At 64.6% G+C, this 25,031-nt stretch carries 21 protein-coding genes; 11 read left to right on the top strand and 10 right to left on the bottom strand.

The genetic code is table 11. The annotated features are described in order from the left end of the window. Positions 1 to 291 precede the first annotated feature (291 nt). Positions 292 to 1,266, top strand: a complete 975-nt coding sequence (locus MU553_RS23380; RefSeq protein ID WP_247382226.1) for an asparaginase — start codon at positions 292 to 294, stop codon at positions 1,264 to 1,266. A 254-nt stretch (positions 1,267 to 1,520) separates the two neighbouring features. Here MU553_RS23380 and MU553_RS23375 read toward each other — a convergent pair whose 3' ends face one another. Next, entirely contained in the window at positions 1,521 to 2,420 is a 900-nt protein-coding gene (locus tag MU553_RS23375; protein WP_247382225.1) for a polysaccharide deacetylase family protein, read from the bottom strand. Between the two features lie 305 nt (positions 2,421 to 2,725). On the opposite strand from MU553_RS23375, the gene MU553_RS23370 reads away from it, so the two are divergent. Together MU553_RS23370 and MU553_RS23365 are read left to right on the top strand one after the other, a co-directional pair. After that, positions 2,726 to 4,066 carry an extracellular solute-binding protein gene (locus tag MU553_RS23370; RefSeq protein ID WP_282594436.1) on the top strand — a complete coding sequence of 447 codons (1,341 nt, stop codon included), beginning with the start codon at positions 2,726 to 2,728 and terminating at the stop codon, positions 4,064 to 4,066. Positions 4,067 to 4,118: 52 nt separating this feature from the next. Next, positions 4,119 to 5,033, top strand: coding sequence for an ABC transporter permease (locus MU553_RS23365; RefSeq protein WP_247382223.1), 915 nt, complete (start codon positions 4,119 to 4,121; stop codon positions 5,031 to 5,033). Positions 5,034 to 5,054: 21 nt separating this feature from the next. Here the strand turns inward: MU553_RS23365 and MU553_RS23360 are convergent, their stop codons facing one another. Next, positions 5,055 to 6,809 carry a TCP-1/cpn60 chaperonin family protein gene (locus tag MU553_RS23360; protein WP_247382222.1) on the bottom strand — a complete coding sequence of 585 codons (1,755 nt, stop codon included), beginning with the start codon at positions 6,807 to 6,809 and terminating at the stop codon, positions 5,055 to 5,057. A gap of 148 nt (positions 6,810 to 6,957) precedes the next feature. Here MU553_RS23360 and MU553_RS23355 point away from each other — a divergent pair, with 148 nt between their 5' ends. Next, positions 6,958 to 7,794 (top strand): ABC transporter permease, encoded by an 837-nt coding sequence (locus MU553_RS23355; RefSeq protein ID WP_247382220.1) that lies wholly within the window; start codon positions 6,958 to 6,960, stop codon positions 7,792 to 7,794. A 119-nt stretch (positions 7,795 to 7,913) separates the two neighbouring features. Continuing rightward, positions 7,914 to 8,687, top strand: coding sequence for an SDR family NAD(P)-dependent oxidoreductase (locus MU553_RS23350; RefSeq protein WP_247382218.1), 774 nt, complete (start codon positions 7,914 to 7,916; stop codon positions 8,685 to 8,687). Between the two features lie 4 nt (positions 8,688 to 8,691). Here the strand turns inward: MU553_RS23350 and MU553_RS23345 are convergent, their stop codons facing one another. The 3 genes from MU553_RS23345 to MU553_RS23335 all read right to left on the bottom strand — a co-directional run bounded on the left by MU553_RS23345 (position 8,692) and on the right by MU553_RS23335 (position 11,503). Beyond that, on the bottom strand, positions 8,692 to 9,867 hold the full coding sequence (locus MU553_RS23345; RefSeq protein WP_247382216.1) for an ABC transporter ATP-binding protein: 1,176 nt from the start codon (positions 9,865 to 9,867) through the stop codon (positions 8,692 to 8,694). After that, a complete protein-coding gene (locus MU553_RS23340; protein WP_247382214.1) occupies positions 9,864 to 10,994 on the bottom strand; it encodes an ABC transporter ATP-binding protein in 1,131 nt (376 codons plus the stop codon). The genes MU553_RS23345 and MU553_RS23340 overlap by 4 nt, the downstream gene beginning before the upstream one ends. 77 nt (positions 10,995 to 11,071) lie before the next feature. Continuing rightward, a complete protein-coding gene (locus MU553_RS23335) occupies positions 11,072 to 11,503 on the bottom strand; it encodes a universal stress protein (RefSeq protein WP_247382212.1) in 432 nt (143 codons plus the stop codon). Positions 11,504 to 11,599: 96 nt separating this feature from the next. Between MU553_RS23335 and MU553_RS23330 the strand changes: the two genes are divergently transcribed. Both MU553_RS23330 and MU553_RS23325 read left to right on the top strand, forming a co-directional pair. Then, positions 11,600 to 12,352: an SDR family NAD(P)-dependent oxidoreductase gene (locus MU553_RS23330; protein ID WP_247382210.1), complete on the top strand. Its 753-nt coding sequence runs from the start codon at positions 11,600 to 11,602 to the stop codon at positions 12,350 to 12,352. 60 nt (positions 12,353 to 12,412) lie between these two features. After that, entirely contained in the window at positions 12,413 to 13,792 is a 1,380-nt protein-coding gene (locus tag MU553_RS23325) for a dihydroorotase (protein ID WP_247382207.1), read from the top strand. A gap of 4 nt (positions 13,793 to 13,796) precedes the next feature. On the opposite strand, the gene MU553_RS23320 is transcribed toward MU553_RS23325, so the two are convergent. After that, entirely contained in the window at positions 13,797 to 15,035 is a 1,239-nt protein-coding gene (locus tag MU553_RS23320; RefSeq protein ID WP_247382205.1) for a Zn-dependent hydrolase, read from the bottom strand. 114 nt (positions 15,036 to 15,149) lie between these two features. Here MU553_RS23320 and MU553_RS23315 point away from each other — a divergent pair, with 114 nt between their 5' ends. Next, positions 15,150 to 15,911: a LamB/YcsF family protein gene (locus tag MU553_RS23315; protein WP_247382203.1), complete on the top strand. Its 762-nt coding sequence runs from the start codon at positions 15,150 to 15,152 to the stop codon at positions 15,909 to 15,911. A 5-nt stretch (positions 15,912 to 15,916) separates the two neighbouring features. On the opposite strand, the gene MU553_RS23310 is transcribed toward MU553_RS23315, so the two are convergent. The 3 genes from MU553_RS23310 to MU553_RS23300 all read right to left on the bottom strand — a co-directional run bounded on the left by MU553_RS23310 (position 15,917) and on the right by MU553_RS23300 (position 19,227). Next, a complete protein-coding gene (locus tag MU553_RS23310; protein ID WP_282594435.1) occupies positions 15,917 to 17,272 on the bottom strand; it encodes an acetyl-CoA carboxylase biotin carboxylase subunit in 1,356 nt (451 codons plus the stop codon). 90 nt (positions 17,273 to 17,362) lie between these two features. After that, positions 17,363 to 18,328, bottom strand: a complete 966-nt coding sequence (locus MU553_RS23305) for a 5-oxoprolinase subunit C family protein (protein WP_247382202.1) — start codon at positions 18,326 to 18,328, stop codon at positions 17,363 to 17,365. Beyond that, the gene (locus MU553_RS23300; protein WP_247382200.1) at positions 18,325 to 19,227 is read right to left on the bottom strand and encodes a 5-oxoprolinase subunit B family protein; all 903 of its coding nucleotides are present in this window, start codon (positions 19,225 to 19,227) and stop codon (positions 18,325 to 18,327) included. The genes MU553_RS23305 and MU553_RS23300 overlap by 4 nt, the downstream gene beginning before the upstream one ends. A gap of 144 nt (positions 19,228 to 19,371) precedes the next feature. Between MU553_RS23300 and MU553_RS23295 the strand changes: the two genes are divergently transcribed. The 3 genes from MU553_RS23295 to MU553_RS23285 all read left to right on the top strand — a co-directional run bounded on the left by MU553_RS23295 (position 19,372) and on the right by MU553_RS23285 (position 23,882). Then, entirely contained in the window at positions 19,372 to 19,617 is a 246-nt protein-coding gene (locus MU553_RS23295; protein ID WP_247382198.1) for an acetyl-CoA carboxylase, read from the top strand. A gap of 261 nt (positions 19,618 to 19,878) precedes the next feature. After that, the gene (locus MU553_RS23290; protein ID WP_247382196.1) at positions 19,879 to 21,906 is read left to right on the top strand and encodes a hydantoinase/oxoprolinase family protein; all 2,028 of its coding nucleotides are present in this window, start codon (positions 19,879 to 19,881) and stop codon (positions 21,904 to 21,906) included. Continuing rightward, positions 21,906 to 23,882 carry a hydantoinase B/oxoprolinase family protein gene (locus MU553_RS23285; protein ID WP_247382194.1) on the top strand — a complete coding sequence of 659 codons (1,977 nt, stop codon included), beginning with the start codon at positions 21,906 to 21,908 and terminating at the stop codon, positions 23,880 to 23,882. The genes MU553_RS23290 and MU553_RS23285 overlap by 1 nt, the downstream gene beginning before the upstream one ends. A 168-nt stretch (positions 23,883 to 24,050) precedes the next feature. On the opposite strand, the gene MU553_RS23280 is transcribed toward MU553_RS23285, so the two are convergent. Continuing rightward, positions 24,051 to 24,500 (bottom strand): GNAT family N-acetyltransferase, encoded by a 450-nt coding sequence (locus MU553_RS23280; RefSeq protein ID WP_247382191.1) that lies wholly within the window; start codon positions 24,498 to 24,500, stop codon positions 24,051 to 24,053. Between the last annotated feature and the right edge of the window lie 531 nt (positions 24,501 to 25,031).

Raw genomic sequence — 25,031 nt, 5'->3', positions numbered from 1 at the left:
CTCCAGCGGTGTCTGTGACCATGTGATCTCCGCGGCGTGCGTGCCTGCGGTGGTTTCGTCTCGCCCCGATTGCTGTTTGCGACGTGCGAACGGTTGGTCTGTTGACTCTCCAGGTGCATGGCCCGCCTACACTCCCGGCCGGCTTCTGCCTGACCGCGGCGTGTCAGTCTCGACGTCAGGTGTTTGTTCGCGCTTGGTGACGTGAATCACGTCGCGGGTGCGAGCGAAGCTGTCAGCACATGCGACCCCTCCGAAACACCTAACACCACATGTACGTATCAGTACTGCAGTGTGAAGCCTACGATTAGAGTTCTCAGTACGGGTGGGACGATCGCAAGTACCGACGGTGACGAGGGTGCACAGCCGAAGATCGATGGCACGGAAATCCTCGGGGACGCAGCCGAAGCGCGAGAGTATGCGTCGATCTCCGTCGAGGAGGTCGCTCGCATCCCGAGCTTCGACATGGACTTCGAGACGATGTCGTCTATCGTCGACAGAGCGCACGCGGCGGCTGCAGACGGCGTCGACGGGGTGGTCGTGACACACGGCACCGACACGATGGAGGAATCCGCATTCTATGCAGCGCTGACGTCTTCGGCCGACGTGCCGATCGTGTTCACCGGAGCACAGCGCCGACCCGACGAGCCGAGTCCGGACGGGCCTGCGAACCTCATCAACGCCGTCCGTGCCGCGGCACACGACCGTCTCCGGGCGGCGGGCGGATCGTACGTCGCCTTCAACGACCAGCTCCACGCGGCCTGTCGTGTGACGAAGGCCCATACGTCTCGGGTCGAAGCGTTCGAATCGCCCGATTCCGGGCCGGTCGCGTCATTCGACCGCGCCCGCGTTCGGTTCCATCACGAGCCACTCGCCTCGGAACCGACGTGTGACCCCATCGTCCCGACGGCGTCGGTTCGGATAATCCCGAGCGGCGTCAGCACGCCACGCGATCCGATCGACGACGCGATCGACGCCGGCGTCGATGGCCTCGTTATCGAAGGGACTGGCATCGGGAACACGACGAGCGCTCTCGGCGACGCGATCGCCGACGCGATCGACAACGACGTCGCGGTCGTCGTCGGGACGCGGTGTCACGCCGGCGCGACGCTCCCCGTGTACGGGAGCGACGGCGGCGGCGAAACGCTGCGGCAACACGGGGCCGGGTTCGCGGACGATCTCTCCGTCCAGCAAGCGCGGATCAAGCTCGCACTGGCGCTGTCGACTAGCGAGAACCCGCTCGACTGGTTTCCAACTCACGGCGAGTGACCGCCGACGGTCTGTCATAACTGGCCTGCTGCTGGACGTGGCACTGTAGCAGCCGGGGGTCTCACCTCGATCCGTTGCTCACGATCGTGAGGGCTGAGTCGGCGACTTGGACCAGTTACGCAGGTCGGCTCGGCGAGACGTCGCCCGCACAGGCTCACGGCTCGAGTGGCACAGTGAGAACGGGACGGCGCGCGAAAAATGCAGGAGTACCCAGGTAGACATGCGAGTACTCGGGCCGTGCGTCCGGTTTCGAGTTAGACGTATTTCCCTTCGCTCTCGTACACCGACGGGTCGTCCTCGAACTTGTTGGCGATCGTCTCCAGCGTCGAGAACTGTGCGTTCTCGTGTTCTTTGACGTACTGGATGAAGTCCTCGAGGAGCGGAATCATGTGGGGCTTCCCGTGGACGTCGGGGTGAATCGTGAGGGTGTACACGCCAGCACCGCGCCGGTTGTAGAGGAAGTCGAACTGCGCTTTGTACAGTTCCTCGTAGATCATCTTGGGGCTCGCGTATCCCATGTTGTAGTTCGGCTGCTTGATGAACATCATCGGCGGAATGTCGTCGCGATACCAGCTGATCGGAATCTCGACGACGTCCGTCTCCTCGCCGTACTCGTAGGGGGTCATCCAGGTCTCGGGTTCCTGGTCGTACTGGATAGGCTCCCAGTCGTCGCCCTTCCGCATGTACCCGGGCTCGAACTCCCGCTCCATCAGGCTGCTGTCGTAGAGGAAGTCGTACTTTTCGACGAGTTCCGGCGTGTTTTCGCTGAACTCCCACCAGCTCGCCCGGTGTCCGACCGGCTTCGACCCGGTGACGTCCTCGATGAGATCGATCGATTTCGCGATGATCTCGTCTTCCTGTTCGCGCGAGAGGTCAGTCGGGTTCTCGTGTGAGTACCCGTGGACGCCGATTTCGTGCCCCGCGTCGGCGACCTCCTGCACGTTGTCACGGAACGTCTCGATGGAGTGGCCGGGGATGTACCAGGATCCCTTGATCGCCTCGGATTCGAGGAGTTCCAACATTCGCGGAATGCCTTCGTTCCCGGCCGAGAGCCCGCGTGAGAGGTCTGCAGGTGAGTCTTCGCCACCGTACGAGCCGAGCCAGCCGGCAACACAGTCTACGTCAATGCCGATTGCTACGTCTATATCTCCCATAGCTACGAGAGAACTCGGGCAGTGTCATGTAATAAACACTCATGTGGGGGTGTATTTTGCCGCTAAGGCTCGACCAGAATTCGGCGCAATACGCATATAGCCTGGGAACATGGGTGAATACGTTGTCTGGACTAGTCGTCGAAGGCCAATGAGAGCGACACCGTCGGCCAGGTCGTGCGTACGGGACCTGGCACTGGAAACTAAACAAGGCTGAATATCTGTGCAATATATTGTATACAATCCAAGATATAGGCGCACAACCGAAAAGTATTAAATACATTGGTGTATGTGTGGTATTGTATAATATGGAAGGCGTTAACAGACGTAACTTTATGAAGTACGCTGGCGCTGCTGGCGCAGCCGGAATGCTCGCGGGCTGTTCGGGCGGCGGTGGCGGCAACGGCGACGGCAAACGGCCCGTCGAGTGGATGTCCACGGCATGGGGCGGTCGCGAAGGGCAGGTCGAGAAGTTCGAGGAGATGACCGACATCGATCTCAATACCACCACTGCGACGATCCCGACGATTCAGCAGCGAATCCTCGGCGGCGAGCGAGAGAGCGTCGACGCCTACACGGTCGAGTCGTCAGGTGCTGGGGCCCTGGCCCAGGCCAACGACGCGACGTTGCCGGTCCCGACGGCGGACCTCGACAACTGGAACGAAGACCAGATCAGTGACGCGTTCACCGCGCCGGGCGAGCGTCTGAGCCACCTCGGCAAGCAGACCGAGACGATCAACGACCTCCTCTGGGCGGACGACGAGCAGACGGAGCTCCTGTTTCCCCCGCACGTGTACAACTTCGACGCGATCGGCTACAACCCGAAGTTCGTCGACGACGTCTCGCTGTGGAGCGCGCTGTTCGACGAGCAGTACAAGGGGAAAGCCTCGATCGGTGAGACCGCGTCGATCACCATCCCCGAGACGCTCATGCACATGCTCGACAACGACATCATCGACGGGGACGTGGGCGACCTCAACAACCCGAACAAGGACCAGCTCGACGCCGCGGTCGACTTCCTGATCGAGCAGAAAAAGGCCGGGCAGTTCCGGGCGACCTGGACGGCCTACGGCGCGTCCGTCACCCAGATGGCCAGCGAAGAAGCCATTATCGGCGACATCTGGCAGCCGGCAGCGATGGACATCCGTCGCCAGGGGACGCCGTGTACGTACGCGACGATGGACGGCAGCGGCCTCCAGGGCTACCGCTACTGGTACGGCGGGATCGGGCTCACGAACCCCGGCGCGAAAAATCGCGGGAACGTCGAGGAAGTGCAGCGACTCATCGACGACGTCCACTACGGCGCGTGGTTCCCCGGCTTCATCCAGGGCTGGGGCTACTCGGTCCCCCACTACGAGAACAAGGAACTCGTCCGCGACGGCTCCGACGACTCCGGCGACGGCATGGGGCCGGAGTACTACGACTGGGCCTACGAGGGCAAGGCCACCTACGACGCGGTGGACGAGCCGGCGCTGTTCGACCCACAGCAGTACGACTGGTCCGACGAGGAGGGCAGTCCGAACTCGGAGGGTTCGACCCGCGACAGCGGCACCATCGAAGAACGCTTCGACAACTCCGGGTTCTTCATGATCTGGCCCGACAACGCGGATCACATGCTCGAGCGCTGGCGTGACTTCCAGGCCGCCTGAGGACAGGTGAGTCACCGCACATGTATTCAATGACATCTTCACGGAGTCCCCAATGAGCACGGAAGAGGCAGTCGACGATGGACCGGCGCCGAGTAGACCCAGCGGCGAGGGCGGCGTCCTCGGTCTCAGCGAGGAGTACGCGCTCTCCTTGCCGACCGTCGTCTGGTTCGTGGTGTTTCTGGTGCTACCGATCGCAGTGATCGTCTACTACAGTTTCCTCACGTACTCGACGTTTGCCGTCGTCCAGGAGTTCACGCTGTACTCCTGGCAAGAGACGGTGTTCTCGGACACGGTCGTCGACACGTTCGTGCGGACGCTCGTCGTCGGCGTCGCCGTGACCCTGGTGACGCTGGTGTTCGCGTACCCGATCGCGTACTACCTGCGATTTCAGACGAGCGAACTCATGGGGATCATCCTGCTGCTGTTCATGGTGATCCCGTTCTGGACGTCCGAACTCATCCGCGTCCTCGGCTGGTACCCCATCCTGGGCCGGTCCGGGATGGTCAACTGGGTGCTGCTGTCGCTGGGCGTTACGAGCGAACCGCTCAGGTGGCTCATGTTCAGCAACTTCTCGCAGCTCGTCGGCTACCTCCAGAACTACCTGGTGTTCATGGCGGCGCCGATCTACATCTCGCTGTCCCAGATCGACGAGGACCTGCTCGACGCGTCCGAGACGCTCCGCGGTGGCCCGATCGCCACCTTCCGGAACGTCACGTTCCCGCTGTCGCTCCCCGGCGTGGCCATCGGCAGCATGTTCACGTTCGTGCTGGCCGTCGGGAACCTTACCGTCCCCTCGTTCCTGAGTTCCGGTGAGAGCACCATCACAACGCTGATCTACCTCGAAGTGAACCGCGGGCTGAACTACCCGAACGCCGGTGCGATTTCGATCGCCCTGCTGGTGGTCATCTTCGCGTTCGTGTTCGCCCTGTTCCGCGTCGTGGACATCAGCGACATCGCCCAGAGTTAACCGAAAGACTCGCTTTTTCTCTCAGTCCCAGATCGTGCCGTCCGTCTCGGCGAGGTACTCCTCGTGTTTCTCGCCGCGGTCGTCGAAGATGACGTCGTCTTTGCCGGCCGGCTCTCTGGTGAACTCCGCGTCGAAGGCGTCGTCGATCCTGAGCACCAGCCCCGCGAGTTCGACGGCGGTCCGGTAGCCCTGCAGCGTCGTCGCGTACGTATCGAGTATCCCCGCCTCAGTCACGTCACCGACCCGGCCCGCCGGGAGGACGAGCCCCGTCTCGTACCCGCCAGCGTCGGCACCGGCCCGGAGATCGGCGACGACCGACAGCGGGTCCATCCCGCTGTTTTTCGCCAGCCCGAACGGAATGCGTTCCACAGCGTCCGCGAACCCCGCCATCGCGAGCTGTTCGCGTGACGCCGTCGCCGGAGCCGCGGTGCGAACGTCCCGGGCGATCCCGACGTCGATGGCCCCGCCACCGGGAACGACGCCACCAGGGCTGGGCCCCGCGCCGCGAGCCATGGCGACCGCTCGCGCTGCTTTCCGGAACTCTCGGGTGGCTTCCTCGCCGACGTCGCCCCAGCTCCCACAGAGGAGCGCCGTGACCGACTGCGGTTGCGCGCAGTCGTCGACGACGACGATCTTCCGTCGCTTCCGTCGTTTTCGGCGCCTCTCGACCATGAGCTGGGTGACGGTCCCGGCGTGGCCGAGATCGTCCGGCGCGACGTCCGTCGGGTCCTTCACGACAGTCCCCCCGGTCGCGCGGGCGAGCCGCGTGAGGTTCTCCCGGTTGACGCCGCGGATACCCATGACGTCGTTGGCCGCCAGCAGTTCGAGGAACTCGCTGCTGATGCCGAGGCGGGTCACGACCACGTCCACGCCGAGGTCGACCAGGCGGTCGACGATTTCGTGCCGGCGCGCGGCGTAGACGTCCTCGAACGACTGGACGTCGGTCGACCCGTCGAGGTGAATCGTCGCCTCGGCCTGGAGGTCGGGGTCCATGAGGCCGCCGGACCGACCGTCGCCCACGTCGTTTCGCTTGTAGCCGCCGACGACGAGCACCGTCGCGTCCTCGATCTCGGTCGGCATGTCGTCGTGTGCGACCTCGTTCCGCGTGAGCACGGTGCCCCGGACGAGTCGCGAGTCCGCGATCGAGCCGGCTTTGACCTGCGTCACCGCGAGCCCGTGTTCGTCCGGGTAGCCGACGACGTCGACCGCGTCGACGGCGTAGCTCGCCCACTCGTCTCTGCGCCCGCCCACGTCGTTGCCGGTCATCACCGTCGTCGCCACGCTTCTGGCGACTGCGTGCGGGTCCGGAAACGCCTCGGGGAGACGACGGGCGTCGTCCAGCGACCGTTCTGCGATCGACAGGGCGTGGACGTATCCTCGCTGGACGTCGGTCGGGTGGACTCCCTGATCGAGCAGGGCCGCCGCTTCGTCGAGCAGGGACGCTGCCAGAATCAGCGTCGACGTGACGCCGTCGGGGACGACGGCACCCTCGACGCTGGTCTCTCCGGGGTGCGCTGGCCCGGCGATCCGGCGCACGATCGGGGCGATGGGGTGTTCGAGCGGCAAGCGTTCCAGGATCGACGCGCCGTCGCTCGTGACGACGTAGTCGTTGTGTGCGACCTGCTTCGGATCGGGGTCGTTCTGTGCGGCGACCTGGTTTCCGACGAACTTGTCGTTCGAAAGCGGCCCGAGCGTCGTCGCCAACGCCCCGGCGATACCGCGGATTGCAACGATGTTCGCGTCTGGGAAGGATAGGTCACTACCATCGGTCGACATGACCGTCAAGTGGCGTCCGGATTGTAAAACGGTGTTGCTCGCGCCGCTCCCCTTTCGACCCCAGCGCCGACCCGACCCTTCGGAAGGGAATGGCAACCGTGGCGGTACTTCCCAAGGACTTATTAGTCAGTCAATCTTGTATTGGACGATGGCTACTCGACAGACGCAGCGGGACAGGTCAGTCCTCGCTTCGTTCCTCGGCCGCTTCGACAAGAAACGGATACTCACCGCCTACTTCGCCCTGGCAGTGTTGTACGTGTACGCGCCGATCATCTCCGTGATGCTGTTTTCGTTCAACACGGGCGGCGTGACCGCCCCGTTCGACGGGTTCACGCTGCAGGCCTACACCGAACTGTTCGCCAACCAGAAGATGGTCGATGCGATCGTGCGGTCGCTGCAACTGGCGCTCGTGGTCACCGTCATTACGACGGTGCTCGGGACCGCTACGGCGCTCGCGTACCGATACGATTTCTGGGGACAGCGCGGCCTGCTGTACCTCATCACGCTCGGTATCATCACGCCGGGCATCACCTACGGGATCGGCGCGCTGTTGCTGCTGACCGAAGTGCTGTCGTTCAGCCGCGGCCTGTGGCTGGCAGTGCCTGTGCACGTCGTCTGGACGCTCCCGTTCGCCGTGATCGTGCTGCTGGCGGGGTTCCCGCCGAACCTCCGGGAGAACGAGCGCGCCGCCCACGTGATGGGTGCCAACAAGCTCACGACGTTCCGGAAGATCGTCCTGCCGCAGATCCTGCCGACCGTCCTCGGCGCGGCCGTGTTTGCCTTTACCCTCTCGTACAACGAGGCCGAACGCGGCCTGCTGCTCGTGGGGCAGGAGACGACGATGCCGATTCAGGTGTTCACCGTTGCCTCTGCCGACCGGCCGACGGCGGACCTGTTCGCCCTCGGGAGCGTGACGACGATCTTCTCGACCGTGCTACTCGTCGTCGCCGGCTGGATCGTCATTCGCAGCGCGACGAAGAACTGATCGTCTCCGGGTTGTTTTCTGATTCGCCAGCCGTCACCTGCCACTGGAGAGCCCGCGACCGCCTGCACCGGTGACCCAGCCGATAACTATAATCTCCAGCCACCTGAGTAACGGAGTGTATGTCGACAAGTCGACTTGCCGGTCGAACAGCGGTCGTAACGGGCGCGAGTTCGGGAATCGGAAACGCCATCGCGGCGACGTTCGGGCGCGAAGGCGCGAACGTCGTCGTCGCCGACGTCCGGCGGGAGCCGAAACTCGACGCCGAGACGTCAGTCTTCGAGAAGCTCGCGGCCGTGGACGCCGACAGTACGTTCGTGGAGACCGATGTCGCGAGCGAAGAGGCAACGCAAGCTGTCATCGATCGCGCCGTCGACGAGTACGACTCGCTCGACGTTCTCGTCAACAACGCCGGCATCTATCACCAGTTCCAGACACACGAGACGCCGACGGACGTGTGGGACGACATCCTCGACGTCAATCTGAAAGGGACCTTCCTGACGAGTCGGGCGGCGCTCCCCCAACTCCGGGAGAGCGAGAACGGGAAAATCATCAACCTCGCGTCGATCTACGGGCTCGTCGGGGGCGAGAACAGTGCGGCCTACTGCGCGTCGAAGGGCGGCGTCGCGAACCTGACGCGTCAGATGGCCCTGGACTACGCGGCCGACGAGATCAACGTCAACGCGCTCGCGCCGGGCATCATCAAGACCGCCCAGAACGCCGAGTGGCGCGAAACCGACGACGAACTACTGGCCGACTGGCACGGCGCGACGCCGTGGCCACGCTTCGGTGAGCCCGACGACGTCGCGGACGCCGCCCTGTTTCTCGCGAGTGAGGAGAGTGATTTCGTGACGGGTCACGTGCTGTCCGTCGACGGTGGCTGGACAGCCCGCTGAGTCGCTATTCGCCGAGGACGTCTTTTGCCAGGTCGATGTCCGGGAGCACGCTGGTGCGTTCCAGCAGCGTCGCGTGCTGCGGACTCCAGCTGATCTCGATCTCGTCGTCCTCCACGGCGACGATCTCGGAACTCTTCAGCTGCAGTTCCATCGGGTCGGCCCCGTCGACCTGTGCGGTGAGGAGCACGAGCGTCCCCGACCCCGGTTGGTGGATGACGTCGTCGACGGTGCAGGTGAGGACGTTTTCCTCCCCGGCGCCGAGTTCGAGGTACTGGGGGCGCACGGAGAAGGGAATCTGCGTGCCGACGAGCGACGCCGGATCGGATTCGAGGTTGTCGGTGCTGGCCGCGAACGTCCCCAGTGGCGTTTCGATGTCGGCCTCGAAGCCGCCGTTGGTCGTCCCGACGAGTTCGCCGGTGAAGACGTTCGAGTCGCCGACGAACGTGGAGACGAACGCCGTCGCGGGTTCGTTGTACACCTCTTCGGTCGGCCCGGAGTGTTCGATCTTGCCGTCGTTCATCACGATGAGCTGATCGCCCAGCCGCATCGCCTGGGTCTGGTCGTGCGTGACGTAGACGAACGTCGTATCGATGTCGCGGTGGATGCGCAGCAGTTCGCGCTCCATGCGCTTTTGCAGCTTGTAGTCCATGTCACCGAGCGGTTCGTCCAGCAAGAGCAGCTTCGGCTCGAGGACCAGGCTCCGCGCGAGTGCGACCCGTTGTTTCTGGCCGGCCGAGAGCTCTTCGGGCGATCGGTCCCCGAGGTCCGCGAGCCGCATGATGTCCAGCATCTCGCTGACGCGCTCGTCCCGTTCGGCCGCGGGCGTGTCGAGGCGATCGAGGCCGTAGGCGATGTTCTCTCGCACCGAGAGGTGCGGGAACAACTGGAAGTCCTGGAACACGAGTCCGATGTCGCGTTCGTAGGTCGGGGCGTCGGTGATGTCGACCCCGTCGAGGTGGATCGACCCCTCGGTGATCGGGAAGCGACCGACGATCGAGTGGAGCGTCGTCGACTTCCCGCAGCCGCTCGGGCCGATCAGGACGCAGAAGTCGCCGCGCTTGATGTCGAAGCTGACCTCTTCGACGGCCACGGTGCCGTCCGGGTACACCTTCGTGAGGTCGGTGATTTCGAGGATCGATTCGCCGCTCGTCTCCGGGTCCAGCTGTCGTGTTTCGGTCATTGTCGGAGCAGGTCCTCCATCGTGAGCGTCTGCGTGACGCTCATGCGCTCGAAGAACTGCGCGTCGCTGTCACTCCACCCGACCTGAATCGTGTCGCCGTAGCGATCCAGGGGGACGTTCCCCGGGCGGATCACGTAGAAGTCGCGATCGTAGCCGTCGAGGGAAAGGGCGATCTCGGTCTGTTCGCCCATGTACGTGCTTCCGACGGGCGAGGCTTCGAGCGTGTTCGTCTCGTCGCTGGCGGCCTCGCCGATCGTGACGGTCTCGGGTCGGATCAGCAGGATGCCCTCCGCACCCGCGCTCGCGCGGTTCACGTTGGTCGCCGCGACGGTCCCGAAGGCGGTGTCGACGGTCGCGCTGTCGCCGTCGGTTTCGCTGACCGTCGCTCGCGCCGGGTTACTGTCGCCGACGAACTGGCCGACGAACGCCGTCTTGGGCTCGCTGTACACCGCCGCTGGGGTGCCGACCTGCTCGATCATCCCCTGGTTCATGACGACGAGCTTGTCGGCCAGTTTGAGCGCCTGGTCCTGATTGTGGGTGACGTAGACGAACGTGCTGCCAAGGTCCTCGTGGATCTGGCGCATCTCCAACTCCATCTGCTTCTGGAGTTTGTAGTCGAGGTCCGCCAGCGGGTCGTCGAGCAGCATCGTCTCGCACTCGCGGATCAGCTGCCGGGCGAGTTCGACGCGCTGTTGCTGGCCGCCACTCAACGCGGACGGCAGGTCGTCTCTCGTCTCCGGGATGGCGAGCATCGCGAGCAGGTCGTCGATCCGTTCGTCGAGCGCCGCCTCGTCGACCGACTCGGACTGCTGGCGAACGCCGAAGGCGATGTTCTCCGCGACGGACATGTGTGGGAAGAGCGCGTCCTCGAACTCCTGAAAGACGTAGCCCAGATCGCGATCCTGGACGGACATCTCCCCAGCGTCGTCACCGCGGAGCAAGACGCGCCCCCGATCCGGCGTCGTCAACCCGGCGATCGTTTGCAGGAGCGTGCTCTTGCCACAGCCGCTCGGCCCGACGATCACACAGAACTCGCCGTCTTCGATCTCTAAGTCGATACCCTGCAGAACCCGCTCGTTTCGAAACGAAATGTCGAGCGAATCAACTCTGACGTCTGTCGAACCCATTGAAGCTACATGCAGCACCATCTAATATAATTGTATTGGACACAATTAATCCAAATTACATTGAAGCAGCGGCAAGATCACTCCATCGAGATAGTACACGGAACCTCGACCTGACGCAGGACTTTCTGTGAGACGCTTCCCAGGAGCGCCTTTCCCGCCGCCGAGCGTCTGTGACCGCCCATGAAGACGTGGTCGACGTCGCTCTCGGTCACGTAGGCGGTGATTTCGGTCGAGGGATCGCCGATGGCCGCCTCGATCTCGGGCTCGACGTCGTGCTCCTGGAAGATGGCTGCACAGTCCTGGACGACGGCGTGTTTCCGCGCGATCTCGACAGGATCGGCCGCCTCGTAGCCGAACTCTTCGAGATACGTCTCGAACTCGGCCTCGCCGAAGACGTGAAAGAGGCACACGTCTGCGTCCAACCCGGCGGCGATCTCGGCTGCGGTCGTCGCAACTGGTTCCATCCGGGACAGTTCGTCGTCGACTGCGACTAGGACAGTATCGACCATGGCCTGACGTACCGAGGCAGTCGTATTAAAGAATCGGGCTGAACACAGGTCAGCCCGGGGAGAAGTATAAATAAGTCGGGACCGACGGTACGCGACATGGCACGGCTAGACGGAACTGCAGCACTGGTTACCGGTGGGAGTCGCGGCATCGGACGCGGCATCGCCGAAGCACTTGCCGCCGCGGGCGCGACGGTCGTCGTCAATCACCCGCCGCAGGAGGACGACTCATACGGCCGGGGGGTTGTCGAGGCGATCGAAGCCGACGGCGGCGAGGCAGCCGTCATCCAGGCGGACGTGAGCGACGCCGCCGAGGTACAGGCGATGATCGAGACGTTCGAGGCCGACTACGGCGCGGTCGACGTCCTCGTCAACAACGCCGGCATCCTCACGCAGTCTCGCGTCGCGGAGATGCCAGTCGAGATGTGGGACGAAACCATCGCCGTCGACCTGCGAGGCGTGTTTCTCACCACGCGGTTCGCCCTCCCGGGCATGCTCGACCAGGGCGCGGGCAAGATCATCAACGTCGCGTCACAGCTCGGCCTCAAGGGCGGCGAAGAACTCGTCCACTACTCGGCGGCGAAAGGCGGCGTGATCGCGATGACGCGCGCCCTCGCCCGCGAGGTCTCACCGACCGTGAACGTCAACGCGATCGCGCCCGGGCCGATCGAGACGAGCCTGCTCGCGGACATCTCCGAGGAGTGGCGGACCGCGAAGGAAGCCGAACTGCCGATGGGACGACTCGGACGGGTCGACGACGTCGCCCCGACGGCGGTGTTCCTCGCGAGCGACGAGAGCGACTACTACACCGGTCAGGTGCTGAGCCCCGACGGCGGGGACGCGATGCACTGACCAGTCGACCGACTCCCCCACGCGAACACTGATAGTACCGCAGCGCACAGCTACACCGGTATGTCAGTAGACACAGTTATCGCCGGGGGGACACTCGTCACCGCCGACCGAACGTTCGAGGGCGCGCTCGCCATCGACGACGGAACGATCGTCGGCGTCGGTGCTGCCGAGCAGTTGCCGGACGCCGACGACGTCGTCGACGCGACGGGAAAGTACGTCATGCCGGGCGTCGTCGACCCGCACGTCCACGTCGCGGACCCCTTTTCCATCGACAGCTACGAGACCGCCTCGAAGGCCGCCGCGCTTGGCGGGACGACGACGGTCATCGGGTTCGCCTTCCAGGGCTGGAACCCGGCCACCGAGGCGTTCGACGGGAGCTACTCGCTGCCCGAGGCGATCGACTCGGTGCGCGAGCGCGGGGCGGACTCGCTCGTCGACTTCGGCGTCCACGGCGCAGTCACCGAGGAGACCGACGAGGGCCTCGAAGACCTCGCGGAGGTCGTGCCCAACGGCGTCCCCTCGATCAAGATGTTCACCGCCTACGACGTCGGCCTCTCGAACGGGTTCATGCACCGGGTGTTCGAACGGCTGGCGGCCCTCGACGGCGTCGGCGTCCTCCACACCGAAGACGGGTCGGTCTGCGACGTGCTCACCGAGGCGTGCAAGCGCGAGGGGAAGGGCGATCCGGTTCACTATCCCGCGTCCCGCCCCGACTACGCCGAGGCCATGGCGGCCGACGACGCCGTCAGGATGGCGCTCGAAACCGGCGCGAAGTACTACGGCATCCACACCTCTTGCCGGAAAGCCGCCGAGGTGCTCGAAGCGGCCCGCGAGGACGGCAGTCGGGTCCGTGCGGAGACGTGCGTCCACTTCACGACGCTCGACGAGTCCGTCTACGCGGAGCAGGGCACGCTCCCGCTGTTCGCCCCGCCGATGCGGACTCCCGACGACGTCGAGGCGATGTTCGAACACCTGCAGGCGGGCTCGCTCGACGTGGTCTCGACCGATCACTGTGCGTACACGGAAGCGAGCAAGCAGGTCGACGACTGGTGGGACAGCCCCTTCGGAGCGAATCTGCTCCAGACCGGCTTCCCCGTGTTCCACGACGAGGCGGTCACCCAGCGCGGCTTCGGCTATCCGACGCTCGTGAGACTCGTGTCGACTGCGCCGGCCCAGACGTTCGGCCTCCCGGAGAAGGGAACGTTGACGCCCGGCACGGACGCGGACGTCGTCGTCTTCGACCCGGACGCGTCGTACACGATCGACGCGGCCGACAACGAGTCGAAGGCGGACTTCTCGATCTTCGAGGGCCGCGAGGTCACCGGTCGCGTCGAGAAGACGTTCGTCCGCGGGACGCTCGTCGCCGACGACGGCGAGATCGTCGCCGACCCTGGCCACGGGCAGTTCGTCGAGCGAATCCAGCCGGACTGGTCGGCCTGAGCGGTCAGTCGCTGGCGACGCCAGCGAGATCGAGTGCGGCCGTCGCGAGCGTGTTCGCGGCGCGATGACAGTCGTCCCAGCTCGTGTACTCTGCCTCGGAGTGGCTCTTGCCGCCCTCGCTGACGGCGAACACCATCCCCGCGTCACAGACTCGGTGCACGTTCGTCGCGTCGTGGACGCCGCCGCTGGGCAGGCGCACGGCGTCGTACCCGAGGTCGGCGGCCGCTCGTTCGACGCTGTCGACGCACCGATCCGGAAAAGAGACCGGCGTCGCGGTCGCTCGCTCGTCGATCTCCCAGTCGACGCCTTCCTGGGTCGCGGCTGCCTCGGTCGCCGCGTGGATGCGGTCGACAGCGTCGTCGAGCACGTCCCCGGAGGGGTCACGAACGCCGTACGTGAACGTGGCTGTGCCGGGGACGACGTTGATCGAGTTCGGACTCACGTCCAGCGCGCCGACCGTCGCGACGGTGCGCTCGCCGAGCGTGCTCGGGAGCCGCCGGACCTGTGTGATCACGTCGGCCGCGGCGACGAGCGCATCTTTGCGGTGGTGCATCGGCGTCGCCCCCGAGTGGTTCGCCTCGCCGCGGAACGTAATCGCTCCCCACCGGAGCCCGACGATGCCGGTGACGACGCCGACGTCGGCCCCGGTCGCCTCCAGCGACGGCCCCTGCTCGACGTGCAGTTCGAGGTACGAGTCGTACGCCTCGCCCGGTTCCGCGGGCGTCGACCCTTTGTAACCGATGCGTTCCAGTTCGTCCTCGACGGTGGTGCCGTCGTCGTCGGTCCGAGCGTACTCCGCGTCGATGTCGTGGACGCCGGCCCAGACGCCGCTGCCCTGGAGCGTCGGCTGGAACCGCGACCCCTCCTCGTTCGTCCAGTTGACGATCTCGATGGGCCGCTCGGTCCCGATCCCGCGCGCGTCGAGTTCGCGGACGAGTTCCAGCGCGGCGACGACGCCGAGCGCCCCGTCGTAGATGCCGCCGTACGGCTGGGAATCGAGGTGTGATCCGACCAGGACGGGGGCGACATCGCGTGTGCCCTCGCGCCGACCGAACATGTTGCCGAACGCGTCGACTCGGGTCGAGAGGCCGGCCGCGTCCAGCTGCGCTGCGAACCAGTCTCGTACTCGCTTGTCCGCGTCTGAGAGTGCGAGTCGGTGGAGCCCGCCGTTCTCGGTCGCCCCGATCTCGGCCTGGGCCTGCATGGTGGCGACGAACCGCTCTCTGTCCAGGAGTAACTCCATACACTGCCCTCGGAACGCAAGCGTATGAACGTCCGCCCTGTCCGGGCAGTCGACGTGGGGAGTCGCCCCGGTACTCGTCACAACATATAAACGCAGTTCCGCCGAGACTGACGTATGGTCGCAATCGACCTCAACTGTGACATGGGTGAGAGTTTCGGCAACTACACGATGGGCCGCGACGCGGAGGTCATGCCGTACATCACGTCGGCGAACATCGCGGGCGGCTACCACGCGGGCGACCCGCACGTGATGCGCGAGACGGTCGCGCTGGCCGCTGAACACGACGTCGGGATCGGCATCCATCCCGGCCTCCCGGACAAGATGGGGTTCGGGCGCCGGACGATGGACGCGACGCCCGAGGAAGTCCGCGACTACGTGCTCTACCAGCTCGGCGCGCTGACGGCGTTCGCCAAACGCCACGGGGCCGAGGTCCAGCACGTCAAACCACACGGTGCGATGTACTCGATGCTCTCGGAGAGCCCGGACCACGCCCGCGCGGTGATGGAGGCCGTCCTCGAGGTGGACCCGTCCCTCGTCTACCTGGCGACGGACATGAACATCTACGAGGTCGCCCAGGAGTTCGACGCCCTCGACGCCGTCTTCGAGGGCTACGTCGATCTGGACTACAACGCCGACCGGACGCTCATCGTCGAGAAGGAAGTCGCGCCGAAAGACCCCGATCTGGTCGCCGATCGCGTGGTGAACATCGCGAACCACGGCGAGATCGAAGCGGTCGACGGGACGACGCTCGATCTGCCCGCCGAGAGCATCTGTATCCACGGCGACGGCCCGAACGCCGTCGAACTGCTCGAAGCGATCCACGACCGCCTCGACGAGGAGAACGTCGACATCGCGCGCCTCGACGAGTTGGTGTAACCGCCCTACTGTTCGTCGGCGAACCCGTCGAACTGTTCGTCGACGTACTTCGTCGTGTGCTGGCTGTCCCGGAACGTTCCGTCGCCGAGGACCGCCAGGTGGAACGGAATCGTCGTGGCGATGCCCTCGATCTCGGTTTCCCGGAGCACGCGCGTCGCGCGGTCGAGCGCCTCCTCGCGGGTCGCTGCGGTGACGATGAACTTCCCGACCAGCGAGTCGTAGAACGGACTCACCGCGTCGCCTTCGTCGACGCCGTCGTCGACGCGGACGCCGATGCCAGTCGGCCTGCGATACGTTTCGAGGTCGCCGGGGGTCGGGATGAACTCGTTGCGCGGGTCTTCGGCGTTGATCCGGAACTCCACGGCAGCGCCGCGGGGGTCGACGTCGTCCTGGGTGAACGACAGTTCCTCTCCGGCAGCGACCCGGAACTGCTCTTTGACGAGGTCGATCCCGGTCGTCGCCTCGGTGACGGTGTGTTCGACCTGGATGCGGGCGTTGACCTCCAGAAAGTAGAACTCGCCGTCCTCGTAGAGGAACTCGACGGTGCCCGCGTTCACGTAGTCCGCCTCGGCGACGCCCCGGGTGGCTGCCGCGCACAGTTCCTCGCGCGTGTCGGCGTCGAGGACGGGCGAGGGCATCTCCTCGATGAGTTTCTGCTGATCGCGCTGGACGCTACAATCGCGTTCGTAGAGATGCCTGACGTTGCCGTGGGTGTCGGCGATGATCTGGACTTCGATGTGGCGCGGATTCTCGAGGAACTTCTCCACGTACACCGCCGGGTTGTCGAAGTACGCTTCCCCTTCGCGTTTGGCGTCGGCGAACTTCTCGTCGACGTCCCCTTCGGATTCGACGACTTTCAGGCCGCGCCCGCCGCCGCCGCCGTCAGCTTTGATGGCGAGCGGGTAGCCGTGTTCCTCGCCGAACGCCGTGACGTCGTCGGGGGACTCGGCGGGGTCCGTCGTCCCCGGCACGATCGGGACGTCAGCGCGGTCCATGATCTCCCGTGCCTGCGTCTTCTCGCCGAAGTTGGTCATCACGTCGCTCGGCGGGCCGATCCAGATGAACTCGCTGTCCTCGACGCGCGCGGCGAACTCGGTGTTCTCGGCGAGGAAGCCGTAGCCGGGGTGGATGGCGTCGACGTCCGCCTCGGTTGCTGCGTCGATGAGCGCCGCCTGGTCGAGGTAGCTCTTGCTGGCCATCGACGAGCCGACGTGGAAGGCCTCGTCGGCGCGCCGAACGTGTTTGGCCGTCTCGTCGGCGTCGCTGTACACTGCCACGGTTTCGATGCCGAGTTCCTGTGCTGCCTGGATCACTCGGACGGCGATCTCGCCACGATTGGCTACCAGTACCGAATCGATCATACCTAGCAACGGTACTGTTTCCCCCATATAGTTACCGTGTTACATTGACTCGCGTTGTCGAAAAAACAGCCAGCGGAGCAGTTGCGTCCCTCAGAGCGTGTCGCGCAGGGTCTGGAGCGTTTCGTCCTGTGCGGCCCGAACCTCCAGGGCCGTGTCGACGTCGACGGCCTGGAAGTTCACCGTACTGTGCACGCGACACTGCGAGAGCGTTCCCCGGTCGGTGCTGATGAGCGTGCCGACGGTCGCGTAGCCGCCGCCCGTGACGGCGTCGCGCATGAGGACGATGGGCTGGCCGGCCATCTGGATGGAACCGATGGGATAGCCCAGGTCGACGACGTTCGTCACGTCGGTCCCGGCGCCGAACGGCTGGTCGCGTTCCTCGAACATGTCCGTGATGTCGGGCCCCTCGAAGCGGTAGCCGACGCGGTCGGCCTCGTCGCTGACTTTCCAGTCGGCGTCGAGGAACCGCTCGCGGCCCTCGTCGGTGAGCCGGTAGTCACACAGGCCCATGACGACGCGCACGTCGATCGACGAGTAGTCCGGTACGTGTTCGTCCGGCACTGCGGTGCCGACCTGCTCGGGACGACTCTCGTGGTCGGCGACCTGCAACGTATCGCCTGCTTCGAGTTCGCGGCCCTCGTAGCCGCCGAGGCCGATGAGCGTGTACGTCGAACTGCTCCCCATCACTTCGGGCACGTCGAAGCCGCCGGCGACGGCGAGGTACGATCGGACGCCGTCCTGGCTGAACTCGAAGGAGAGTTCCTGCCCGGCGTCGACCTCGACGGCAGTCCACGTGGGGATCGGCTCGTCGTCGAGCGTCGGCGACATGTCCGCGCCCGTGACGGCGATGAGCGCCGACTCGCCGAATTCGAGGTCACAGCCCTGGTAGGTCATCTCCAGGGTCGCCGCGTCCTCGTCGTTACCGACGAGGTAGTTCGCGACCGCGTGGGCGAACTGGTCCATCGCGCCCGAGGGAGGCATGCCGATGTGGTAGTGGCCCGGTCGACCGGCGTCCTGGACGGTCGTCGAGAGCCCGGGGTTCAGGACGTCGATCATGCCAGCACCTCCAGGAGCCGCTCGTTGTACTCGTGTGGGTGCTGGAAGAACTCGTCGGGCTCGAACTCGACGACTTCGGAGGTGTACTCGTAGCTGCCGTCCTCGATTGCCTCGCGGATGGCGTCGTACTCCTCGCGGTCGATCTTGCGGAAGTTGAGGATGTCGCCCGGGTTCGGGAGGACCATCGATTCCTCGAAGTCGGCCAGTTCCTGCTCGACGTCCAGCACTTCGACCGGCGTCCGCCCGTAGAGCTGGTAGCCGCCTGCGCCGAACACGGGATAGATCGCGGTGAACGCGCCGCCGAAGCCGACCGCGCGGGCCGGGGTGGCCGTCCGCGGCTGTTCGTATTTGGGTACCTCGATCTGCTCGTCGCGCGGGCGCATCTGGAAACAGAACGGGAGGCCGGGGACGAACCCGACCATCGTCACCATGTGTGGGGCGCCGGCGTGGTGGTCGATGAACGCCTCGACGCTGTCGAAACCGTTGATCCGCGCGGAGTACTCCAGGTCGGTCGCGTCGGGGTCCTGGTGGCGGTCGCGGAAGTCCATCAGCGTGTCGTGGGTCCACGGATCCTCGTACAGCACCGGGATGTCGTAGACGGTCGCGTCCCACTGGTAGTCGGTCAGGTCGATGTCGTCCTCCAGTGCTTCGAGCTCCGCGATCACGTCGGCCGGCGTCACGACCCCGGGGTCGAACTGGATGAGATACGATGCGTTCGACGGCGCGACCTCGAGGATGCCCGGGATGTCCCGGGCGCGAATCTCCTGTGTGATCGCCTGTGCTTTGAAGTTGGCGTCGAAGCTCATCTCCTCGGCGAGTTCGACGAACACGTAGTCGTCGCCACCGTGTTCGTACCGAGGTGACGGTAGCTCCTGTCGCTCAATGCCTGAATCGGCCATCTCTCTCCCAGAAGCGCGATTGGGACCTATAAGTATCGGTTCCTACGGCCGTTTCACCGCGTGATCGAGTACCGGCTGGCATCGGCTCATTGGTCAATTTATATATGCGAGGAGCGGTAACTCAGGGTGACGCGTAACACAACCATGACGACCCACTATATCGAAGCCCCAATGCCAGGCGTGTTCTATCGACGTTCCGACCCGGACGAACCGCCGTACGTGACCGAAGGCGACGCCGTCTCTGCTGGCGACGTCGTCGGCCTCGTCGGGGTCATGAAGAACTTCCACGACGTGACGGCGGACGACGACGGCACGGTCACAGCGGTACTCGCGGAGAACGAACAGGAGATCGAAGCGGGCGACGAACTGCTCGAGATCGAGGTCGAATAACCCCATCTCGGCCGGGAACCGCTCGCCGTTTCCGCTTGCGGAGCAGAGGGTATCGCCTTCGAACCGGCTGGACGCGGCGTGAACGCCCACCGTTTTTGCCGATCTTCCTGCGTTCAACATCGAACAGTCGACTTAGAGACGTGCGCAATAATTCTGAAGAGATTAAACAACGTCCTCTTTTCAGTCTGAATATTGGATTGAATACGAAAAATAAAAAGTATTAAATATAGTTCGGCACACCTTGACATGTGAGATGATACTATGAACCGTGCCGGTGTCGACATCGGCGGAACCTTCACCGACGTGATCGTGTTCGACGAAGAGAGCGGCGAGATCGAGATCGCGAAGACGCCGTCGACGCCCGACAATCCCGCGGAGGGCGTGATCAACGGGTTGACGAAAGCCGAGACCGGAATCGAAGATCTCGACTTTTTCTCTCATGGGTCGACGGTCGGGACGAACGCGTTGATCGAGCGGGAACTCCCGCGGATCGGCCTCATCACGACCGAAGGGTTCCGTGACGTCCACGAGATCCGCGACGCGACGAAAGACGAGATCTGGGACGCCTACGAGGACGTCGCCGATCCCTACGTCCAGCGTCGGGACCGACTCGGCGTCTCCGAGCGGATCGATTACGACGGCAGCGTCGTCGAACCGCTCGACGAGGACCGGGCACGGGAGGTAGTCCGCATTTTCGAGAAGCGCGGCATCGACACCATCGCGATCTCGCTGATCAACGCGTACGTCAACGGGGATCACGAGCGCAGACTCGAGGAGATCGTCGCAGACGAACACCCGGACGCGTTCGTCTGCAGTTCTCACGAGATTCTCCCCGAGATGTTCGAACACGAGCGCATGAGTACGACGGTCATCAACGCGGCCCTCGTGCCCGTCGTTCAGGAGTACCTCACGGACCTCTCGACGCAGCTCGCCGACCGCGACTATCACGGCGACGTCCTCGCGATGCACTCCGGTGGCGGGGTCATGACGACGGACGCGATCGCCTACTACGCGGCGCGCATCGCTAACTCCGGCCCGACTGCCGGCGCCATCGCCGGCCAGTACATCGCCGAGCAGTGCGGCTTCGAGAACGCGATCGGCTTCGACATGGGCGGGACCAGCGCCGACGTGTCGCTCACTCACTCCGGCGACATCGAGATGACCGACGAGTGGGCCGTCGAGTACGGCTACCCCATCATGTTCCCCTCGACGGACATCGAGACGATCGGTGCCGGCGGCGGCTCCGTCGCCTGGATCGACGAGGGCGGCTCGCTTCGCGTGGGGCCGAAGAGTCAGGGTGCCGACCCCGGCCCCGCTTGCTACCTCCGCGGGGGCGACAAGCCGACGACGACCGACGCGAACGTCGTCCTCGGGTGGGTCGACCCCGACAAGTTCCTCGGCGGCGACATGGAAGCGACCGCCGAACCCGCAGAGCGCGTCATCGAACGCGACATCGCAGAGCCGCTGGGGCTCGACCTCACCGAGGCGGCGTCGTCCATCGAGCAGATCGCCGTCGCGAACATGTGTAACGCGGTGCGCCTCGTGTCGACGAGCAAGGGGTACGACCCGCGCGACTTCGCGCTCGTCGGCTTCGGCGGCGCGGGGCCGCTCCACGCTGCCCACGTCGCGAAACAGATGAACATCCCCAAGGTCATCATCCCGCCGTACCCGGGGATCAACTCCGCGCTCGGGTGTCTCCTGGTCGACGTCGAGCACGACCTCTCCCGGACGTTCATCGCGGACGCGACGGCGGACGTCGTCGACGACATCGAGGAGACGCTCGCGGAGATGGAGTCGGAGATCTACGAGCGCCTCGCCGAAGAGGGCGTCGAGGACGACGACATGCGCATGGACTACGAACTCAAGATGCGCTACGCCGGGCAGTGGCGGTCGCTCGACGTTCCGTGCTCGCGGCCCATCGAGAGCATGGACGCCATCCGCGAGCAGTTCCACGAACAGCACGAGCAGGTGTACGCCTACTCCGACGAGGAGCAGCAGGTCGAACTCTACGGCCTGCGCGTCACCGGCCGGGGAATCGTCGACAAGCCCTCCTTCCCCGAACTCGAAACCGAGGGACTCAACGACGCTCACATCGGCACTCGGGAGGCGTACTTCGAGGTCGCCGGCGAGTACGTCGAGACCGACGTGTACGACCGCTCGAAGTTCGGCGTCGGCGCGTCTTTCGAGGGACCGGCGATCGTCGAGCAGATGGATTCCACCGTCGTCGTCCCGCCGGGTACCGAAGCGGAAGTCGAGAACACAGGCAACCTCATCATCACGGTGAAATAATGTCCGAATCGCAACCACAGGCTGACATCGACCTCGACCCGGTCACGTTCGAGGTGCTGCGCAGTTCGTTTACGAACCTCGTCGACCGGATGGCAGAGCAGATCCAGCGGACGTGCTACTCGTTCGTGATCTACAACCGGGACTTCAGTAACAGTCTCAACGACGCCGAGGGGAACACGATCATGCAGGGGTCCCAGGACATCGCAGTCCACGTCGGGACGCTCCACTACACCTGCAAGGAGACCCTCGAGTTCTTCGAGGGGAACGTCAATCCCGGCGACGTCTACATCGTCAACGACCCGTACCTCGGCGGCACGCACATCAACGACGTGCGCATCATGCGCCCGGTGTTCTACGACGGCGAACTCATCGCCGTCACGCAGTCGAACGGCCACTGGGCCGACGTCGGTGGGCCGGCACCGGGGTCGTTCAACATCAACGCCCAGCACCACTTCGCCGAGGGGATGCGGATTCCGCCGCTGAAGATCTGGGACGCCGGCGAGTTCCAGGAGGACGTGGCCAACCTGCTGGTCACGAACATGCGCCTCTCCGAGGACCGCCTCGGGGACATGCGCGCCCAGACGGAAGCGACCAGGATCGCCGCGGATCGCCTGCTCGAACTCGTCGAGAAGTACGGGATCGACACGGTGAAGACGGCCTTCGACGAGTCGAAGAACTACGTCGAGCGCATCATGCGCGAGCGGATCAGCGACCTGCCCGACGGCACCTGGCGAACCCAGGACTACATCGACGCCGACCCGAACAAGGAGGAAGGCTACGTCACTATCGACGTCGAGATGACCATCGACGGGGACGAGGTCCACTACGACCTCTCGGGGTCCGACGAGTACGTCGGGAACTTCCTGAACTCGACGTTCGGGACCTCCTTCTCCGCGGTCGTCGCGGGGACGAAGATGTTCTTCCCCGATGTCCCGCTCAACTCGGGCATGTACAACGTCGTGAGCGCCGATCTCCCCGAGGGAACCGTCGTGAACGCACCGGAGCCCGTCGCCGTCACCGGGTCGGTCGCTGGCGCGTACGAGAAAGTCATGAACGCGATTTTCGAACTCTGGTCGGAAGTCCTCCCGGAGCGCGCGATGGCGTGTGCGTTCAACCTCGAGTACCTGCTCGCGGGCGGCCAGGACCAGCGACCCGGCCGCGGCGGCGAGGAGTTCATGTGGTACGACTGGATGGCCGGCGGCTGGGGCGGCCGCGACGGCAAGGACGGCGCGACCGCGACGGCTCCCGTCTTCGGGGCCGGCCTCGCCGTCCAATCCCTCGAAGGGCAGGAACGGGACACCCCGCTGCTGACCAGCGAGCACTCGATCGTGACTGACTCCGCAGGCCCCGGCGAGTACCGCGGCGGCTGCGGCGTCCGGAAAGGCGGCCAACTCCTCGCGTGCGAGAACAGCGTCATCTCCTACTGTTCAGACCGCGCCCGCTCCATCACGTGGGGCATCAACGGCGGGCTCCCCGGGATCCCACACGGCGTGACGCTGGAGCAGGGCGACGACGACCCCGAGGAAATGGGGACGGTGTTCTCAAACCACCCCATCGAAGAGAGCGACGAGTTCGTTCGGCCTTCCTCCGGTGGCGGCGGCTTCGGCGACCCGCTCGACCGCGACCCGGCGGCGGTCCTCGAAGACGTCAAGGACGACTACGTCTCCGTCGAGCGCGCGAAGACGGACTACGGCGTCGTCATCGAGGAGATCGACGCCGATCTCTGCGACTACGAGATCGACGAGGAGGCGACGGCCGAGGAACGCGAACACATCCGAACGAACCGCGAAGACTGGCTCCGCGAAGACCCGGACGCCGTCGCACAGCGGTACCGAGACGGCGACCTCGACCAACTCGATCTGATCCGGCAGTACGGGGTCATCCTCGACTGGTCGAACGGCGAACTCCTCGAGCGAACCACCGAACAGTTCCGCGAGATGCTCGTCGAACGCGCCGAATCCGAGTGGGCGCAGTGAGCCCCTCGTCCGGTTCCATCCCGTCTCACGCCTGATCTGACCACGGCGCGGACACGTGGTACCACCACTCCTGCTTTCGATCTCGAACTGTCGTGACGAGCGTCCCAGGCAACCGAGCGCGATCGGACGCCGTCGTCGACCGTCGAGTCCCACAGAAACGGAGGCCAGTCAGTACAGGCTCACAGCGGAGAGATCCGTTTTGAACGTGTAACAGTACTTCTCCATCCCTTCCTGCTCGTAGAACGCGTGTGCCTCGTCGCGCCAGTGGCCCGACGCGAGTTCGACGCACGAGCAGTCCTTCGAATCTGCCCACGACGCGACCCACGAGAGCAGTTCCCCGCCGTGTCCGTTCCCACGGTGTGGCTCGTCGACGACTAGCTCGTGAACCCACGCGTGTTTGCCGTGGTACATATTCGTCTCGATGACCACTCCTGCGAGCGCTCGAATGTCACCGTCTTCGCTTCGGAGAGCGAACAACTGGTACCCGCTTTCCTCACGCATCGTGTCGTACGTATCCAGAAATGTTTCCTCTCCGATGGGCCGGAGCTGTTTCAGGACCGGGTACGCCTCCAGGAGTTCCTCTTTCGTCGTCAGTTCGCTGATGCTCTTACTACACATACCATGTGAAGAAGTGACACATACTTATCTGTTGTGTTCGAATCTCGCCGTACATGTAAGCGGCACACCAAAAGCCGGGCTTGGGGCCGACCGCCACTGAACTCAGTTCGATACAGAATGTGTAGCATGAAATAGAAACAACTACATGGGATTATATCAGATTGTGTATGGTCATGGCTGCAGAGTCCTTGTTGGTCGGGTTTCCCTTCAGACAGGCGTCTGGCGTCGAACCGGCGAGTTCCGGACCGGAGTCGGCGACCCGGTTCGGGCGACAGCGCAACCACGATAGCGGCGCTTTCGCCCACCTGTGGGCAGTCCCCAATCGCTATCGCCAGGGCGATGGGCACGACGATACCAGACGTGGACGCGCTCAGACCCCTCGATTTCGTCACCGGCAGTTACTGAGTGAACTACCCTACCCTACTCGCTCACGGCTGACGCCGTTCGCTCCTTGAGGGTAGGGCTTCCTGTTTCCACGACGCGCTTTGCAGGAACAACCGCAGTTTCCGCAGGGAGCGCAGTCTCCACAGG

This window comes from Halorientalis brevis (assembly GCF_023077655.1).
Note: the sequence above shows the minus strand (reverse complement) of the source record. Positions and strands in the feature narration are given on the sequence as shown.

Coding starts and splice junctions, on each gene's coding strand:
- MU553_RS23325 (WP_247382207.1), top strand. CDS start 12,413: ATGTCAGTAGACACAGTTATCGCCGGGGGGACACTCGTCACCGCCGAC.
- MU553_RS23310 (WP_282594435.1), bottom strand. CDS start 17,272: ATGATCGATTCGGTACTGGTAGCCAATCGTGGCGAGATCGCCGTCCGA.
- MU553_RS23360 (WP_247382222.1), bottom strand. CDS start 6,809: ATGTCGACCGATGGTAGTGACCTATCCTTCCCAGACGCGAACATCGTT.
- MU553_RS23335 (WP_247382212.1), bottom strand. CDS start 11,503: ATGGTCGATACTGTCCTAGTCGCAGTCGACGACGAACTGTCCCGGATG.
- MU553_RS23320 (WP_247382205.1), bottom strand. CDS start 15,035: ATGGAGTTACTCCTGGACAGAGAGCGGTTCGTCGCCACCATGCAGGCC.
- MU553_RS23300 (WP_247382200.1), bottom strand. CDS start 19,227: ATGGCCGATTCAGGCATTGAGCGACAGGAGCTACCGTCACCTCGGTAC.
- MU553_RS23330 (WP_247382210.1), top strand. CDS start 11,600: ATGGCACGGCTAGACGGAACTGCAGCACTGGTTACCGGTGGGAGTCGC.
- MU553_RS23340 (WP_247382214.1), bottom strand. CDS start 10,994: ATGGGTTCGACAGACGTCAGAGTTGATTCGCTCGACATTTCGTTTCGA.
- MU553_RS23370 (WP_282594436.1), top strand. CDS start 2,726: ATGGAAGGCGTTAACAGACGTAACTTTATGAAGTACGCTGGCGCTGCT.
- MU553_RS23350 (WP_247382218.1), top strand. CDS start 7,914: ATGTCGACAAGTCGACTTGCCGGTCGAACAGCGGTCGTAACGGGCGCG.
- MU553_RS23315 (WP_247382203.1), top strand. CDS start 15,150: ATGGTCGCAATCGACCTCAACTGTGACATGGGTGAGAGTTTCGGCAAC.
- MU553_RS23285 (WP_247382194.1), top strand. CDS start 21,906: ATGTCCGAATCGCAACCACAGGCTGACATCGACCTCGACCCGGTCACG.
- MU553_RS23345 (WP_247382216.1), bottom strand. CDS start 9,867: ATGACCGAAACACGACAGCTGGACCCGGAGACGAGCGGCGAATCGATC.
- MU553_RS23295 (WP_247382198.1), top strand. CDS start 19,372: ATGACGACCCACTATATCGAAGCCCCAATGCCAGGCGTGTTCTATCGA.
- MU553_RS23375 (WP_247382225.1), bottom strand. CDS start 2,420: ATGGGAGATATAGACGTAGCAATCGGCATTGACGTAGACTGTGTTGCC.
- MU553_RS23355 (WP_247382220.1), top strand. CDS start 6,958: ATGGCTACTCGACAGACGCAGCGGGACAGGTCAGTCCTCGCTTCGTTC.
- MU553_RS23305 (WP_247382202.1), bottom strand. CDS start 18,328: ATGATCGACGTCCTGAACCCCGGGCTCTCGACGACCGTCCAGGACGCC.
- MU553_RS23290 (WP_247382196.1), top strand. CDS start 19,879: ATGAACCGTGCCGGTGTCGACATCGGCGGAACCTTCACCGACGTGATC.
- MU553_RS23280 (WP_247382191.1), bottom strand. CDS start 24,500: ATGTGTAGTAAGAGCATCAGCGAACTGACGACGAAAGAGGAACTCCTG.
- MU553_RS23365 (WP_247382223.1), top strand. CDS start 4,119: ATGAGCACGGAAGAGGCAGTCGACGATGGACCGGCGCCGAGTAGACCC.